We start from the raw sequence: 16,380 nt of genomic DNA on the forward strand, positions 1-16,380 counted from the left end.
GTCGTACCCCTTCACCTCACCGAAGCGCGACCCCGTCATCCAGTCCGAACGGGCCTGCTGGATGTCCTCGTTGGACCGCCCGATGAAGTTCCACCACATCACGATCTCCTCCTCGAACGGCTCGCCGCCCAGCAGCATCACGGCCGCGTCGGAGGTCGCCCGGAGGGGGAGTTCGGTGCGGCCGCAGCCCAGGTAGAGCATGGAGCCGGGAAGGACCGGTACGTCGTCCACGTGGGCCTCGCCCGACATGGCGAGGACGGCGTACTCGAAGTCGGGGTTCACGGGAAGTCGTGCTTCGGCGCCGGCCGTGAGGGCCAGATCCGCGCCGACGATCGGGGTGTAGGTGCTGCCCGGTGACGCGGCGCCGTCGAGTTCGCCCAGGATGACCGTCGCGTCGATGCCCGGTGCGGTGGCGTGCGGCAGATCGGCGTGGTGCTGGAAGTGCGGCTCGACGTGGCGGTGGGCATCGGGCAGGGCAACCCACAGCTGGGCTCCGTGCAGGAAGCGGCTGTGCGACTTGGGGGTTTCCTCCGAGTGGCTGATGGCCCGGCCCGAGGTCATCAGGCCGAGCTCCCGGGGGCGTACGGTCTGCAGGCTGCCGAGGCTGTCGCGGTGCAGCACCTCACCCTGGTGCAGCCAGCTCACGGTCTGCAGGCCCATGTGGGGGTGGGGCGCCACCTGCATGCCGGGTTCGTCGGCGATGTCGTCGGGGCCGTAGTGGTCGACGAACGCCCAGGCGCCGACCATCCGGCGGCCGAGGTTCGGCAGCAGCCTGCGCACCTCGGTGGACTCGCCGAGTTGCACGGTGCGGGGCGAGAGAAGCTCGCGCACCGGCTCGGCCACGACGAAGCCGCGTCCGCCGCAGACGGAGAGCACGGGCTGGCGATCGAGATTGCTCATGCGGTCAACCTATTCCCTCGCGGGGCACGGAGCCCCAGGATCCCGGCACAACCCTGCCAGGTCCCGCCGATGGCCCGCAGCTCTTCGTGTTTCGGCAGGTCAGCCGGGCGTCGGGAAGAGGCCGTTGGCGCCTCGTGGGCGACAAGCCCGCCCCGTGTCGCCCGGCCAACCCCGCCCCGCCCATGAGACGTCCGCCGTACGCCATTCACCTCGCGCTCTCCTCATGCCCCACCATCCGCTCCCCATCGTTCTACATCGTGTAGTAGGTTCTCGTGGCAGCCCCCGCCGGCCCGCTGTCGCGGCGCCGCGGGAGGCGGAGTTCCGCATGCTCTTCAGGAGGCTGACCGGCCGTGCCCCGTCGCGACATCCCGGATGACGTCCGGCCCACCCACCCGCCTCACGGCAGCCCCGCCGGCGGCCGGATCACCATCGTTTCCGCGAGTGTGGGCGCGGGGCACGACGGTGCCGCCGATGCGCTCGCCCTGCGTTTGGAGGCGGCCGGGTTCGCGGTGGACCGGCACGACTTCCTGGATCTGCTGCCGTTCCGGCTCGGCCGGGGCCTGTCCGACGCATACCACCGGCTGCTGACCAGCGCGCCGTCCGGCTACCAGCGGATCTACGCCGTCACCGAACGCTCGGGCTCCCCCGGCCCCGCGATCCGCGCCCTGCTGCGCAGCGCCGAGAGGCGTACGCTCCGGACGATCCGGCCACAGACGCGGGCGGTCGTGTCGACCTATCCGCTCGCCGGCCAGGTACTCGGCGCGCTGCGGCGCGGCGGGCGCCTCACCGTCCCCGCGTTCACCTACCTCACCGACTTCTCCGTGCACCCCCTGTGGGTCGCCCCGGGCATCGACGCGCACCTCGCCGCGCATCCGGTACCAGCGGCACAGGCGGCCGCGCTCGGCGCGGCCGGTGTGAGGGTGACCGGGCCGGTGACCGGGCCCCGTTTCACCGCGGCCGACGAGGCCGAACGCCGGGGCGCCCGGGACCGGTTCGGGCTCCCCCACGATGCCGCGCTCGCCCTCCTGGTGGCGGGGTCCTGGGGCGTCGGGCCGGTGCGGGAGTCCGCCGCGGAGATACGGGACAGCGCGGCTGCCGAGCCGGTCGTCGTGTGCGGGCGCAACGCGGCGCTGGCCGAGCAGTTGCGTGCGGACGGCTTCCGGTACGTCCACGAGTGGGTCGGGGACATGCCGCTGCTGATGCGCGCCTGCGACGTCCTCGTCCAGAACGCGGGTGGCCTCACCTCTCTCGAAGCGTTCGCCAGCGGGCTGCCCGTGGCCAGTTACCGGTGCATACCGGGACATGGGCAGACCAATGCGGCCGCCCTCGACGAGGCGGGTCTTGCCGCCTGGATTCGGGAGCCGCAGGGGCTCACCTCCGTACTGTCGGATCTCGTCAAAGGGCCTCTCGGGGAGCGCCAGCGTGCGGCCGGGCTTGCTCTTTTCGCGACGGCGCCCGGTCCCGCTGCCGTCATCGCCGACGCGGCTCTCCCCCGCGCGAACCCGACGGCGAAACCCCAACTCGCCCGGCATAGAGGGAAGTTGGTGGCTTCTGCCCTGACCGTCACCCTCTCGCTCGGAATCGGCGCGCCGCTCGCCCATGCCTATGAGAACGATCGCGGGCGGCTGCCTCACCTCGCCCACAGCTTCTTCGAAAGGTGCGAGCTGTGAGCTCACGTAGCACCAGGGCCGCGCTGGTCGTGGCCGCCGGGGCGCTGCCCGCGCTCGCCGTCGCCCACGCGGCGCCGGCCGTGTCCACCCTCGGCCCGCTGCGCAACCGCACCATGCCCCGGCTCGCCGGCCTCGGACACCCCGACCACATCGCGCTGACCTTCGACGACGGACCCGATCACCTGTCGACCCCGCACTTCCTCCGCCTCCTCGAACGGGAGGGCGTGCGGGCGACGTTCTTCCTGCTCGGCTCGATGCTCGCCCGCTCGCCGGGTCTCGCCAAGGAGATGGCCGCGGCCGGGCACGAGATCGGCGTACACGGCTGGGAGCACCGCCCGCTGGTCCTGCGCGGCCCGCGCGCCACCCATGACGACCTGGCGCGCGCCCGCGACCTGGTCGGCGAGGTCACCGGCGAGCGCCCCCGCCTCTTCCGGCCGCCGTACGGGGTGATGAGCACGGGTGCCCATCTCGCCTGCCGGGACCTCGGTCTCACGCCCGTGCTGTGGACGGCCTGGGGCGAGGACTGGCGCCGCCGGGCCACGCCGGGCTCGGTGCACGACACGGTGATGGGCTCGCTGCGCGGCGGCGGCACGGTGCTGCTCCACGACTCCGACTGCACCTCCGCCACGGGCTCGTGGCGCACCACCCTGGCCGCGCTGCCCGCGCTCCTCGACACCTGGCGGGCCCGGGGCTGGCGGACCGGCCCGCTGCGCGACCACGGCTGCGACCGGCTCTACGCCACGTAGTAGCTTGGGCTCCACCCGGTGGCCACCGGGATCAGCGCGGCAACAAAGGGGTACGAACGTGGCGAACGACGGCGCCGGGACGGCCGGGCGGCGGGCGCCCGGTGAGCTGGAGAACGAGGTGCTCGCCGCGCTCTGGGCGGCCGGCGAACCAGCGGCGGCCAGTACGGTCCGCGAGCACGTCGCCGGCGATCCGGCGTACACGACCGTCCTGACCATTCTGTCCCGGCTGTACGAGAAGGGCCTGGTCACCCGGAAGCGGGCCGGCCGCGGCTACCTCTACTCCCCCGTGCGGGACGAGGCCGGGCATGCCGCGGCCGGCATGCGGGCGCTCCTGGAGAAGGGCGGCGACCGGGCCGCGGTGCTCGCCCGGTTCGTGTCCGAACTCGGCACCGAGGACGAAGAGATCTTGGAGCAGTTGCTGCGCGGGCACAAGGAGGGCTGAGCGGTGCGCGTCGCCCTCTTCACTCCCCTCGCGGTCAGCGCGGTGCTCGCGCTCGCGGCGCCCTGGGCCGGCGGCCGGCTGCCGCCGCGCATGGCCGCCTGGCTTTTGACGCTGGCCTCGCTGGTCGCGGCGGTCGGCGCGGCGACCGCGCTCGGCATGATGGCCTTCACTCTCATCGCGCAGATCCCGGCCGTGGCCGCGGAGGGCGAATGGTCGCCCGGTCTGGTGGCCGCGCACACCCCGGTCAACTGGCTGGTGGCCGCGGTCTGCACATTGGCCGTCGTCGGCTGTGCGGGTGCGCTCGCGGTCAGCGCCTGGCGGCAGGGCGCGGTCTGGCTGGCTGCCCGACGGGAGTGCGGTGCGCTCCCAACTGGCAGTGATTTGGCGGTGGTTGACGATCCCGTACCGCATGCGTTCGCGCTGCCGGGTTCGCCCGGGCGCGTGGTCATCTCGTCCGGGATGCTGCGCGCGCTGTCCACCGACGAACGCTCCGCGCTGCTCGCCCACGAGCGGGCCCATCTGCGCCACCGCCACCATCTGTTCCTGCTGGTGCTGCGTCTGGCGGCGGCGCTCAATCCGATGCTGCGGCCGGTGGCGCGGGCCGGGGGTTTCGCGGTGGAGCGCTGGGCGGACGAGGAGGCCGGGACGCTGGTAGGCGACCGGTCGCTGGTGGCGCGGGCGGTGGCCCGGGCAGCTCTCGCGGCCAAGCGGACCCCACAACGCTCGCTGGCCGCGACCGGCGGCCCGGTCCCGCAGCGCGTACGGGCGCTGCTCGCTCCGCCGCCGCCCCTGCGCCGCGATCTGGTCGTGGCACACGCGCTTCTGATGGTGATCTGCTGTTCCAGCCTGGCGCTGTCCGCCAATGACATGGACCAGCTCTTCGACACGGCCTCGCCCGGCCACGCGTACGCGGCCGGGCGTCTCCACCACCATCACCACCACGAGGGCTGAGAGCCTGTCCGGGCCCGCCCGAGCCTCAGGTCGCGAGCAGCCCCCGGCCCAGCCAGTCCGAGGAGTCCTTCACGCCCGGCAGCGCGAAGAAGTAGCCGCCGCCGGTCGGGGAGATGTAGTCGACGAGCGGCTCGTCGATGAGGCGTTCCTGGGTCGCCTCGAACTGCCGCTTGACGTCCTGCTGGTAGCTGCAGAAGACCAGGCCCATGTCGAGGTTGCCGACGTTGTCGATGCCCCGGTCGTAGTTGTAACCCCGGCGCAGGATGCGGGTGTTGTCGGTCTGGGGGGTCCTGGGGTTGGCGAGGCGGATGTGCGCGTCCATCGGGATCGCGTTGCCCTGCGGGTCCTTGGCGTAGTTGGGGCTGTCGGTCTCGACCGCGCCGTCCAGCGGGGCGCCGGTGTCCTTGCGGCGGCCGAACATCTTCTCCTGCTCGGTGAGCGAGACCCGGTCCCAGAACTCGACGAGCATGCGGATCACGCGGATGACCTGGTAGCTGCCGCCGACCGCCCAGGACGGCTCGCCCAGCGTGTCGCCGACCCAGATCAGCCGGTCGGTCTCGCGCACGGACTTCACGTCCGGGTTGACGATGCCGTCCTTGAAGCCGAGCAGGTTGCGCTGGGCGCCGGTGGGGCGCGGCGCGTTCTGGAAGCCGTCGATGCGCCACTTGATCTGCATGGCGCCGCGGGTGTGCCGGGCGATGTCGCGCAGCGCGTGCAGGACCACGTCCTGGCGGGCGCCGCAGATCTGGAGCGAGAGGTCGCCGTGGCATTCGGCGGCCTTCAGGTTGTCGTTGGGGAAGGTCCGCATGGGCGTGAGGCGGACCGGCTTGGCCTTGGCGAGTCCGTACCGGTCGTCGAAGAGCGAGGCGCCGACGCCGACCGTGACGGTCAGCGCGTCGGCGGGGACCTCCGGGCCGAGGATGCCGTTGTCGGACGGCGGGGCGCCGACGCCGAGGTCGGCGGGGGCGCCGCCCGCGGTCAGGAAGCGGGCCCGTTCGGTGATGGTGCGCAGCAGGTCGGCGAGGTCGCCCCGACTGTCGGCTATGACGTCGAGGGAGACGAAGGTGGCGGCCGCGGGCTGTGGCGTGACGATGCCGGCCTGGTGGGCGCCGTGGAAGGGCACCTTCCCCGAGTCGGCGGTGCCGGCCGCGTGCGCCTCGCCGGTACCGGCCTGGCTCAGCGCGAATCCCCCGCCGGCCAGGACGGCACCGGCCGCGCCCGCGCCCAGGGCCGTCTTGACGAACGAGCGCCGTCCGGCGGGGCAGCCGCCTTGCGGGGCAGGGGTTTCGGCGGGCATGTCGGGGTTCCCTTCGGGGCGTGCGGCAGGTCGTTCGGCGGGCATCAGGCGGACTTCCGGATCTCCAGGAGGTCCGGCACCGGGGCCAGGTCCTCAAGGAGCTGGCCGGTCGCGCCGTTCAGGCGGGCGCGGCCGGCGGCGTCCAGCTTGTCGACGGGCGTCCAGCTCCGGTCGTGGTGGACCGAGTCGAGCAGTTTCTGTACGCGGTCGATGTCTGCGTCGACCCTGGGGAGCAGCTGCGCGTCCCGGGAGGCGAGCAGGGGGCGCAGCACGCCGAGGAGTTCGCGCGTTCCCGCGAGGTTGGCGTCGGCGGTGGCGAGCGTGGTTCCGCTGCCCTGGTCAGCGTCGCCGGTCAGCTCGAACTGGAGGGTGTTCTCCAGGATCTCGTGAGTGCGCAGCGGCAGGTCCGCCGGGTCGAAGTCCTGGGTGGGGAACGCCTTTTGGAGGCCCGTCACATCGTCGGCGAGGCGGGCGGCGGGCGCGGCGAGGTCACTCGCCGACTGGCCGTGCCACAGGCCGTACTCGACCCGGTGGAAGCCCGTGAAGTCCTTGTCGTTCACCCCGTCCGGGAGTCCGGCCGTGCGCCCGTTGATCTTCTTGTCGAAGTCCTGGAAGGTGCCGTAGGCGGCGCCGAGCGAGGCGTACGTACGGTGCGCGGTGAGCCAGTCGGTGCGCGCGGCGTCGAGGTTGCCGCCCGCTATGTCGTCGCTGAGCTGCTTGGTCTGGGCGACCAGGGTGGCCAGACCCTGGTTCACGTACTGCTTGTACGAGGTGAGGGGCGCGGCCAGGTCGGCCTCGGAGACCGGCACGACCGCCTTGCCCGCGGCGCCGCCGCTGACGCGTACGGACGCGGAGGTGACGGCCTTGCCGCCGGTGGGCACGCAGCGCCAGGCGTAGGAGCCGCCCGCGACGGTGGCGACCAGGTCGCGGGTGGTGCCGGGGGCCAGGCCCTCGATCTCGCCGTACACCGCGTTGCTCGCGGGGTCGATGAGATAGACCTCGGAGGCCTTGTCACCGGTGTTGTGCATCTGGAAGGTCTGGCGGCCGGGCTTCGGCGCGGTGAAGCCCTTGCCGCAGTCCTTCTCGGACACGGCCACGGTCTGCGCATCGGCCGGCTTGGAACCGCCGAGGGCGACGACCGCACCCGCGACGACCGCGGGGACGGCGACCACGGCGACCGGGATCACCCAGGCGGGGCGGCGGGACGCGGCCGTCTCGGGCTCGGCGGGCTTGCCCTCAGCGGCCGGTTCGGCGGACTCGGCGGACTCGGCCGACCCTGCCGATTTGGCGGGCGCCACGGGCTTGGCGGGCTTCACCGCGACCGTCCGCACGCCCCGTACGAACAGGGTCATCACCACGGCGAGGTAGCCGGCATAGGCGACGACCTGGAGCCACGTCATCGTCGGCGTCAGGTTGAACACGCCCTGGACGAGGGTGCTGTACCAGGAGCCAGGGTCGATGCTCTGGCTCAGATCCACGGCGTACGCGGACTTGCCGGGCAGCACTCCGCCTTCCTGGAGGTCGCGCAGGCCGTAACCGAGCACTCCGGCGGCTATGACGATGAGGACGGCGCCGGTGGCGGTGAAGAACTTCGTGAGGTTGATCTTCAGGACCCGGCGGTACAGGCCCCAGCAGAGCCCGGTGGCGATGACGATGCCGATGCCGGCGCCGATCATCGGGCCCGTGGACTCGCCGGCCGCGCGGGCCGTGGTCCACAGGAACAGGGCGGTCTCCAGGCCCTCGCGGCCCACCGCGAGGAACGAGGTGGCGACGAGCATGCCGGCGCCCATGGCGAGCGCCCCGGTGACCTTCTCCTTGATCTCGCCGGAGAGGCTGCGCGCGGAGCGGCGCATCCAGAACACCATCGCCGTGACGAACGCGACGGCGATCACGCTGAGCGTGCCGCCGAACGCCTCCTGGGCGGTTCCGGACATGCTGGCGGCGGTGAAGGTGAGCACCGCGCCGAAGCTCATCGCCAGGGCGACCGCCGCGAGCACTCCCGTCCACACCTGCGGCAGGCGGGACTTGGCCCCGGCGCGCACGAGCGTGGCGACCAGGATCGAGACGATCAGCCCCGCCTCAAGCCCTTCCCTCAATCCGATCAAGAAGCTTGGAAACGCGTCGTCCCACATGCCGTTCTCCCCAGCCCTGCAAAGGCGTGCCTCGCCTCAGTTAGCGAAGGCATACCTTAATCAAAGAGCCTGTGAGCCGTCTACGCGGGTGTAGTCAAGGGGTTCCCAAGGCATAAGGGGCCCAGGTGGCCGGCCGATCCGGACCTCGCGCTTCCATACCGTCGCACACGACCCGCAAGCGGCGGACGACCCCTCCCCGCAGACCTCACAGGTCGATCGTCTACAGTCCCGTAGACATTCACTTGGCGGCAATCACCGCCAGGTCGGACTCATTGGCCCAACCATGCCTGAATCAGGGGCAGTTGGGGCTGGGCGCGGCCGCGCCGGGAGGGCAGGAACGACCATGGGGCAGCCGAGCAGCGAGGCGACGACGAGGCCCGTACCGGAGGAACACCCCCACTGGGCCATGTCCCCGACCGGCTCCGGCCTGAGCAAGGTCCCCGCCGTCACGGCCGTCTTCTGGGTCGTCAAGGTGCTGACGACCGGCATGGGCGAGACCGCCTCGGACTACCTGGGGCGCACGCTGGGGCCCATTCCCGCCGGAGCCCTCGGGCTCGCCGGTCTGGTGGTCGCGCTGTTGGCGCAGTTCCGGAGCGACCGATACCGGCCCTGGACGTACTGGTCGGCGATCGTCATGGTCAGCGTGTTCGGCACGATGGCCGCCGACGTCGTCCACGTCGTGGCCGGCATCCCGTACGCGGTGTCCGCGGTGGCCTTCACCCTGGCGCTCGCCGCCGTGCTGATCGCCTGGTACGTCAGTGAGCGGACGCTGTCGATCCACAGCATCCGCACCCGCCGCCGCGAGGTCTTCTACTGGGCCACCGTGCTCGCCACCTTCGCCCTGGGCACCGCGGTCGGCGACCTCACGGCGGGCACGCTGAAGCTCGGGTACCTCGCGTCGGGCCTCCTCTTCACCGCCCTGATCGCCGTGCCCGCCCTGTCCGGCCGCTATCTCGGCCTCAACGCGGTGGCCGCGTTCTGGTGGGCGTACGTCCTGACCAGGCCTCTCGGCGCGTCCTTCGCCGACTGGATGGGCGTCCCGACCACCCGGGCGGGCCTGGGCTGGGGCACGGGCCCGGTGACCCTGGCCCTGGTCATCCCGATCGCAGCCCTGGTCGGCTATCTGGCAGCGACCCACAAGGACACCCCGCAGGACGACCCGACCCCCTGACCGGGCCGACCGAGCACCCGGCCACGCGAGCGCCCCACCCAGCGGGGCCGGTAACACGGCCCCGCCCCATAGGCCAGAGGCAGCCGCCGGACGGCACATTCCAGCCAACTCGACTGCACCGGGTGACAGTTCAATCACTCCGTGCCACATTGCTGCCCATGAACAAACCCGCCATCTGTCACGTCGTACCTCCCCACGTCCTCGACCGGCTCGCCCAGGCCGAGGACCCCGCCGTGTACGGGCCCGCGCGCCGCACCCTGGAGCACGACGCCCAGCTGCGTACCCAGCGCCGGATCACCACCGTTCGCGGCGCCGCGGCACCCACCGGCACCCCGTCCGACAAGCCCGAGCGCACCATCTACGACGCCGGGCACCAGGAGACGCTGCCCGGCACGAAGGTGCACTCCGAGAGCGACCAGCCCTCGGCCGACGCCACCGTCAACCGGGCGCACGCCGGCCTCGGTGCCACGTTCGAGTTGTATCTGAAGGCGTACGGGCGCCACTCCATCGACGACTCCGGACTGCCGCTGATCGCGAGCGTGCACTACGGCGACAAGTACGACAACGCCTTCTGGAACGGCGAGCAGATGGTGTTCGGCGACGGCGACGGGGAGCTCTTCCTCGACTTCACGCTGCCGGTCGACGTCATCGGCCACGAACTGACCCACGGCGTCACGCAGTACACCGCGAACCTGGACTACTTCGGCCAGTCGGGCGCGCTCAACGAATCCGTCTCCGACGTGTTCGGCTCGCTCATCAAGCAGTACGCCCTGAGCCAGAGCGCCGACCAGGCGGACTGGCTGATCGGCGCCGGGCTGCTCGGCCCGCGCATCCACGGCGAGGCGCTGCGCTCGATGAAGGCCCCCGGCACGGCGTACGACGACCCGCAGCTCGGCAAGGACCCGCAGCCGGCCACCATGGACGACTACGTGCGCACGAGCCGCGACAACGGCGGGGGGCACATCAACTCGGGCATCCCCAACCACGCCTTCTACCTGCTGGCCACGGCGCTGGGCGGCAACGCCTGGGAGCGGGCCGGGAAGATCTGGTACGCCACGCTCACCGGCGGCGAGCTCGGCGCGAACGCCCAGTTCGCCGACTTCGCGCGGCTGACCGCGGCGTCCGCGCGCAGCCTGTTCGGCGACGGCGACGAGATTCAGGCGGTGCTCAAGGCCTGGTCCCAGGTCGGCGTGCCGGCAGCCTGACGGACGGCCTGCCGACGACCGGCCGGTCGCACGGAATCGTCGCGCGCACCTCGTCGCATACGTCCTCGACCTCGGAGGTTTCGGGGTCGTGCCGGGGCGCGGGCGCGCGGTCGATCAGCCGCCCGGCCGGTCGCAGCAGCAGGTGTACGGCGAGCACGGTGGCGGTGCCGAGCAGCGCGAGGTCGATCCGGCCCGAGGCGGCGAGCACCCCGAGCGCGGCCGAACACCACAGCGTGGCCGCGGTGTTGAGGCCGTGCACGGAGGCTCCGTCGCGCAGGATGACGCCGCCGCCGAGGAACCCGATGCCGGAGACGACGTAGGAGGCGACCCGGGTGGGGCTGCTCTCGTCGCCGACCGCCTCGCTGTAGAGGACGAACAGGGTGGCCCCGGCGGCGACGAGGGCGTTGGTGCGCAGCCCCGCGGTGCGGGCGCGCCATTGGCGCTCGATGCCTATCAGGGCGCCGCAGCAGACGCCGACGGCGAGCCGCAGGGCGAAGTCGAAGGTGGTGAGGGTGGACATGGGAGCTCCTCTCACCCGGCCGGGATCCGGCCGGACGCGCCGACCGCGCGGCGCGCCGAGGACGGCGCTACCGCGGGCCGGAGGGGTGTGGGGACAGGGGGTCTCGCGGCCGATGCCGGTCCGCACTGCTGCGACTTCGCTCCATGTCCTCACCCCCTTCCCGTGCTCCTCGTGGCTACCGGACGACCGTACGCCTATTTGCACATCCGCGCAAATAGCGCCCCCGTCACTTCGCGTATACGGCGACGAAGTCCCTGGTCGCCTGGTTGTAGTAGCGCTCCGGCGGGTTCTCGAAGTCGAGGATGTTGGTGGGCTTCGGGTCGGCCGGGTTGTTTGTGGGGTCGTAGCTCATGAAGGAGGGCCAGGCGCGGTTCATGTCGAGCGGCATCGCGCGCACCGCGCCCGCCTGATGCATGAGTTCGGCCAGCGTGCGGGCGGTGAGGGCCTGGCCGACGACCATGATGACGTCACCCTGCGCGGTCACCCCGACCCCCGATCGCGGCACGAACATCCGGCTCTGGTCGGTGGCGCCCCACTTGGAGTCGATGTCGATCTCCGGCACGACCCTGCCGTTGTCGACCATGAGCTCCAGGCACTGCCGCACGCCGACCACGTCGCGCGTCATCCGCATGTCGCGGCCCCACTTGCCGATCCCGATCGAGCCGTCCTTGTAGAAGACCTCCGACGCCGCGCCGTCGCGCAAGTCCCCCGCCGTCTCGCCCTTGAGGTAGAAGCCGCCGCGCGAGCCGCCGTCGGTGACCTTGAAGCCGCCGTTCCAGGTGGCGAGGAGACCGGTGCGCTTACCCTCCGGAATGTTGGGCGGCACGGAAAAGGTGCCGCCCGGCTCGCGCACTCCGGGGTGCAGTTCGAAGCGCGCCTTCTTGCCGCTGATCCAGGCGACGGCCGCCTGGTAGGAGGTGTGGTCGCTGTCGGGCCGTACGTAGGTGCCCTGCACCACGGGTTCGCCGTGCGCCGTGCTCAGCACCCGCCACACGCCCTCGCCGGGCAGGGCCGGGGTGACCAGCGGCGGCATCGAGGCGCGCAGCGGCACTTCGTGGTGGTGGACCGGCATCGCCGGGGCCGTCGCCTTCATGCGGGCCAGCGCCGCGCTCGGCAGGGAGCCGCCGACCTGGGGCGGGTCGAGTTCGTACTGGAGATTCTCCAGCTTGTCGACGACCGTGCCCAGCTCGTGCTCGCGGGCCCAGCCGGCCAGGCGGGCCGCCGTGCTGTCGTCGCCGGGGTAGGTCAGCGCCTCCCCCACCGAGTAGCCGACCGCGCCGACGCACAGCAGGCCCACCGCGAGTGCGCCGCGCGTGGCGAGCTTGCGGCGTTTGAGCTGATGTGGCGTCAGGGCACCCCGGGACCTCCCCGGCCCCCGGCGTCGTCGGCCGGCCGCTGCCGCGCCGGGGGGAGCCGCCGCGTCCGGTCCGTTCCCCTCTCCCTGAACGCCGCTGCCCTCCGGCCGTCCCGCCCTGTGCGCCATGTCGCCCTCATCTCGGCCTTCTCGGGACCTCGCGGCCCCATCGCACGGAGGTATCACTCCTCCGCGGGCGGCAGCCGTGAGCGGTCTGCCATGCCGATTCACAACCTAAGCGGGCTTATCTCACATATCGACCGGGGTCAGGCGACCGGATTACCTTCCGGCCGCCCCGGACTCGCGCTCACCGAGTGAAGTGACGGGGTTTCATCCGGCCCGGATGCCGGGCGGCTGCCGGACAGCGATGCCGCGGATGCCTCGCCGGCGTCGCACGCGACGCAGCCCCAACCACCAACTACCTTCAGGAAATGGGGAGTTCGAGCTCCGGACGGTCCCACATCACGGCGGGCGGGTTGGCCGTCACGGTGCCGGTCCGCCTCGCCCCCACGCTGAGGTAGAAGCCCTCGGCGGGCGGATGCGAGACGATCCGTACGCTGTCGAGCCCGGCCGCCTGCGCCTCGCGCTTCATGTGGGCCATGAGGAGGCGGCCGATGCCGAGGCCCTGGGCGTCGTCCGCGACGAACATCAGGTCCAGCTCGGGCGGGCTCAGGATCAGCGCGTAGAAGCCGAGCACCCGGCCGTCCGGCCCGACGGCGACGTGGACCTCATGGGTCTCGATGTAGTCCGGGCCCACCCGGTACCCGGCGATCATCGGCGCGTACGGGCCCTCGTAGGCGCTGGAGGTGCGCACCAGGCGGGTCAGCCGCTTGGCGTCGCGCGCGGTCGCCCGCCGGACGCTCACCCCGCTCTCCTGATCCGTAACACGTGAATTCATGGGGAGAGTATTACTCACGAGCCCGTCCGCCTCATCCCCGGCCGCCCGGAGCCGAGACCAGGACGTCCCCGGCCGGGGTCCGGTAGTAGAGGACCGACCGGCCCGAGCGGCGCCGTCCCACCAGGCCGGCGTCGAGCAGGACCTTGAGGTGCCGGCCCACCGAGCCGAGGCCCTGGCCGGTCAGCGCCACCAGGTGGCTGGTGCTCTTCGGGGCGTCGAGCAGCACGAGCACGCCCGCGCGGGCCGGTCCGAGCAGCGCGCCCAGGGCCCCGGGCGCCGCCGTCCGGCCCGCTTCGGCGAGCGCGCCCGTGCAGGAGTACACGACGGCGTAGTGACCCCGGTCGTCCCAGGTCACCCAGCACGGGCGCGGGGTGACCGGCAGGAACAGGAGCCGGGCCGCCGAGATGTCCTGGGGCGGATGGTCGTACACGTTGATCTGGAGGCGGCTCTCGCCGAGCCAGCGCATCCCGGGCCGCATGTCGTCGAGCACCGCGGCCCAGCCGCCCCGGCCCAGCTGCCCGGTGCGCGCGATGATGTCGGCCTCGACGATCCGGCGGCGGCGCGGCCAGTCCGGGAGCACCACGTTCGTCCACAGCCACTCCAGGAGGTCCGCCGTGCGGTGCGCCAGATCCGCGCGGCGCAACACGGCAGGGAGCGGGCCGCCGATCGTCTCGGCCAGATCGGCGTGCACGGTCGCGGCCGGGGTTTCGCGGATCTCGGCCAGTTCCTCGGAGAAGGACCGCTCGCCGTCGCCGGTCGGCGTGGGCACGAGGTAGTCCGCGGTCCAGCGGACGCTGCGCACGGCACGTACGAGCTGGGCCGTGACCGGGTCGGCCGCCAACAAGGCCTGGAACGCGGGCAGTTGGGCATCGAGCCAGGCCCGCTCGCCCGGGTGGCGGGCCGTCGGGGCGAGCAGTGCGAAGAGGGTCGCGGTGGTCTCGGCCAGCGGCGAGACCACGAACCGGCTGCCCGCGAGCGTGTCCGCGCCGACCTGCCACCACCCCATGGTTTCGCCTCCCCGCGAAACAGTAACGCCCGCGCCGCGCGGCCCCGAAGACTCCCCGCCATGCCCACCACCTACCGGGAGCTCCTGCGCACACCGGAGTTCACCCCCTTCTTCCTCGTCTCCTGCGCCCAGGTCGCCGCGGCGACGGTGAGCGGCCTGGCGCTCGCCACCCTCGTCTACGCGGCGACCGCCTCCCCACTCCTGTCCGCGCTCAGCATGTTCGGCGCCTCGTTCACCCAGGTGATCGGCGCGAGCCTGTTGATGTCGGCGGCCGACCGGCTGCCGCCGCGCGCCGCGACGGCCGCGATCGCGCTGGCCTTCGCGGCGAGCACCGCCGTGCTCGCCGTCCCGGGCCTGCCCGTCGGCGCCGTCTTCGCGGTCCTGCTCTGTCAGGGCCTGGTCGCCTCGGTCGGCGGCGGGGTGCGCTACGGGCTGCTCGACGAGATCCTGCCGAGAGAGCGCTATCTCCTGGGCCGCTCGGTGCTCAACATGAGCGCGGGCGCCCTGCAGATCTGCGGGTTCGCCGTCGGCGGCGTCCTGGTGGCCGCGCTCTCCCCGCGCGGCACCCTGCTCGCGGGCGCGGTCCTGTACGTGATCGCCGCGGCCGTGGCCCGCCTGCGGCTCGCCCGTCGGCCACCCCGGGCCTCGGGACGCCCGTCGGCAGCCGAGACCTGGCGCGTCAACTCACGCCTGTGGGCGTCGAGTTCGCGCCGCCTCCTCTATCTCGGCCTGTGGGTGCCGAACGGCCTGATCGTGGGCTGCGAGTCCCTCTTCGTGCCCTACGCGCCCGATCACGCGGGCCTGCTGTTCGCCGCGGCGGCTGTCGGCATGCTGGCCGGAGACACCGTCACCGGCCGGTTCCTGAGCGCGAGTTGGCGCCGCCGGCTTCCCGTTCCCCTTCTGCTGCTGCTCGCCGTCCCTTACCCGGCACTCGCCCTGCACCCGCCCCTGCCGCTCGCCGTCGCGGCCGTGTCGCTGGCCTCCGTCGGATACGCGGCGAGCCTGCTTCAGCAGGAACGGCTCGTGGCGCTGGTCCCGGAGGGCATGACGGGCCAGGCTCTCGGGCTGCATTCCTGCGGGATGCTCGCCTTCCAGGGCATCGGCGCGGCCCTCGCGGGCGCGGTCGCCCAGCACACCTCGCCCGGGACGGCCATGGCGGTGACGGCTGCGGCATCGATCACCGTCACGCTCGCCCTCGCGGCGGGATCAGGCCGAATTCACGGGCCCCGCAGCCCTGTTGAGGGCGGGCGCCCCGCACCGCAGCGGCTGTCCGAGGCGTGAGGGAGGCGTGGCCGATATCGCGTGGTGTCGGGAGGACAGGGGGGACACGGGGTAGATAAGGGTCATGACCGACCATTTTCTGTCGCCCGCTCTGTACGTCTTAATGATCGTCCTGGTCATGAAGGTCATGGACGGGCTGCCGCAGCGGACGTTCAGCCTGCGCAGGCCACCGAAGGTGGCCATCGGCCTCTGGCTGCTGGTGGCGATCCCCTCCCTGCTCCAGTTCGCGTTCCCGGGGATCTACGACAACCTGCACCGCGACTCCGACCTGATCATCGACCACGGCCAGTGGTGGCGGGTGTACACCTCGTTCATGGTGCAGGACGGCGGGGTCGGCGGAACCGCGTTCAACCTCTTCGTGCTCGCTCTCATCGGCTTCGCCGCCGAGCGCGTGTGGGGCACCCGCATGCTGCTCGCGTTCGTGCCCGCCCTCATGCTGGTGTTCAGCGTCGACACCTTCCTGGTCCACGGGCCTCCCGGCGGCGGCAACTCGGGCCTGACCTTCCGGCTCGCCACCAGCATCGCCGGGCTCGCCCTGCTCATCCGCCCCGGCAGGCGCCACTACCTGCTGGCCGCCGCGGTCGTCGTCGACGGCGCGGTCCTGCTGCTGCTCGGCGACGGCCACGGCGAGCCCATGATCACCGGCATCGTCGCCGGCCTGATCGCGGCCCTCGTCCAGCGTCGCTGGCCGCTCGTGTGGCAGCCGGTCGCCGATGAGCCGGCCGCTCGGGGGATCGCGCCCGAGCCCAAGCAGGCGCCGCAACCGGAGAGCGACTTGGAGGGCCACTGACGCCAAGCACCGTACGG

General features: G+C 72.4%; 15 protein-coding genes. 8 read left to right on the forward strand and 7 right to left on the reverse strand.

The genetic code is table 11. The features are described 5' to 3' along the window. The coding region (locus ADK54_RS10620) for a pirin family protein (RefSeq protein WP_053725325.1) at nt 1-900 on the reverse strand (900 nt) is incomplete at its 3' end. Between the two features lie 350 nt (nt 901-1,250). Here ADK54_RS10620 and ADK54_RS10625 point away from each other — a divergent pair. From ADK54_RS10625 to ADK54_RS48255, 4 genes are read left to right on the forward strand one after another with little or no spacing between them, the layout of a single operon-like run. Beyond that, nucleotides 1,251-2,570 carry an MGDG synthase family glycosyltransferase gene (locus ADK54_RS10625; protein WP_199826925.1) on the forward strand — a complete coding sequence of 440 codons (1,320 nt, stop codon included), beginning with the start codon at nt 1,251-1,253 and terminating at the stop codon, nt 2,568-2,570. Further along, on the forward strand, nt 2,567-3,316 hold the full coding sequence (locus tag ADK54_RS10630) for a polysaccharide deacetylase family protein (protein WP_053725326.1): 750 nt from the start codon (nt 2,567-2,569) through the stop codon (nt 3,314-3,316). Before ADK54_RS10625 ends, ADK54_RS10630 begins: the two co-directional genes overlap by 4 nt. Before the next feature lie 58 nt (nt 3,317-3,374). Then, nucleotides 3,375-3,758 (forward strand): BlaI/MecI/CopY family transcriptional regulator, encoded by a 384-nt coding sequence (locus ADK54_RS10635; protein WP_053725327.1) that lies wholly within the window; start codon nt 3,375-3,377, stop codon nt 3,756-3,758. Between the two features lie 3 nt (nt 3,759-3,761). Next, nucleotides 3,762-4,709, forward strand: a complete 948-nt coding sequence (locus ADK54_RS48255; RefSeq protein ID WP_053725328.1) for a M56 family metallopeptidase — start codon at nt 3,762-3,764, stop codon at nt 4,707-4,709. A gap of 25 nt (nt 4,710-4,734) precedes the next feature. Here ADK54_RS48255 and efeB read toward each other — a convergent pair whose 3' ends face one another. Both efeB and efeU read right to left on the reverse strand, forming a co-directional pair. Beyond that, nucleotides 4,735-6,006, reverse strand: coding sequence for an iron uptake transporter deferrochelatase/peroxidase subunit (gene efeB / locus ADK54_RS10645; RefSeq protein WP_053725329.1), 1,272 nt, complete (start codon nt 6,004-6,006; stop codon nt 4,735-4,737). A 44-nt stretch (nt 6,007-6,050) separates the two neighbouring features. Beyond that, nucleotides 6,051-8,138 carry an iron uptake transporter permease EfeU gene (efeU, locus tag ADK54_RS10650; RefSeq protein ID WP_053725330.1) on the reverse strand — a complete coding sequence of 696 codons (2,088 nt, stop codon included), beginning with the start codon at nt 8,136-8,138 and terminating at the stop codon, nt 6,051-6,053. Nucleotides 8,139-8,481: 343 nt separating this feature from the next. Between efeU and ADK54_RS10655 the strand changes: the two genes are divergently transcribed. After that, on the forward strand, nt 8,482-9,309 hold the full coding sequence (locus tag ADK54_RS10655; RefSeq protein WP_078966273.1) for a hypothetical protein: 828 nt from the start codon (nt 8,482-8,484) through the stop codon (nt 9,307-9,309). Nucleotides 9,310-9,467: 158 nt separating this feature from the next. Then, nucleotides 9,468-10,514: a M4 family metallopeptidase gene (locus ADK54_RS10660; protein WP_053725332.1), complete on the forward strand. Its 1,047-nt coding sequence runs from the start codon at nt 9,468-9,470 to the stop codon at nt 10,512-10,514. Here the strand turns inward: ADK54_RS10660 and ADK54_RS10665 are convergent. From ADK54_RS10665 to ADK54_RS10680, 4 genes are all read right to left on the reverse strand, one after another. Continuing rightward, a complete protein-coding gene (locus ADK54_RS10665) occupies nt 10,477-11,034 on the reverse strand; it encodes an MgtC/SapB family protein (RefSeq protein WP_078966274.1) in 558 nt (185 codons plus the stop codon). The two genes, ADK54_RS10660 and ADK54_RS10665, sit on opposite strands and share 38 nt — an antisense overlap. 226 nt (nt 11,035-11,260) lie before the next feature. Further along, the gene (locus ADK54_RS10670; protein WP_078966275.1) at nt 11,261-12,517 is read right to left on the reverse strand and encodes a phosphodiester glycosidase family protein; all 1,257 of its coding nucleotides are present in this window, start codon (nt 12,515-12,517) and stop codon (nt 11,261-11,263) included. A gap of 295 nt (nt 12,518-12,812) precedes the next feature. Continuing rightward, a complete protein-coding gene (locus ADK54_RS10675) occupies nt 12,813-13,286 on the reverse strand; it encodes a GNAT family N-acetyltransferase (protein WP_053725334.1) in 474 nt (157 codons plus the stop codon). Nucleotides 13,287-13,317: 31 nt separating this feature from the next. Beyond that, nucleotides 13,318-14,292 (reverse strand): ArsR/SmtB family transcription factor, encoded by a 975-nt coding sequence (locus ADK54_RS10680; RefSeq protein ID WP_053725335.1) that lies wholly within the window; start codon nt 14,290-14,292, stop codon nt 13,318-13,320. Nucleotides 14,293-14,352: 60 nt separating this feature from the next. Between ADK54_RS10680 and ADK54_RS10685 the strand changes: the two genes are divergently transcribed. Both ADK54_RS10685 and ADK54_RS10690 read left to right on the forward strand, forming a co-directional pair. Then, nucleotides 14,353-15,573 carry an MFS transporter gene (locus ADK54_RS10685; RefSeq protein WP_053725336.1) on the forward strand — a complete coding sequence of 407 codons (1,221 nt, stop codon included), beginning with the start codon at nt 14,353-14,355 and terminating at the stop codon, nt 15,571-15,573. A 64-nt stretch (nt 15,574-15,637) separates the two neighbouring features. Then, on the forward strand, nt 15,638-16,363 hold the full coding sequence (locus tag ADK54_RS10690; RefSeq protein ID WP_159047726.1) for a rhomboid family intramembrane serine protease: 726 nt from the start codon (nt 15,638-15,640) through the stop codon (nt 16,361-16,363). The last annotated feature ends 17 nt before the right edge of the window (nt 16,364-16,380 follow it).

Origin of the sequence: Streptomyces sp. WM6378 (assembly GCF_001279695.1) — a bacterium.
Lineage (GTDB): Bacteria > Actinomycetota > Actinomycetes > Streptomycetales > Streptomycetaceae > Streptomyces.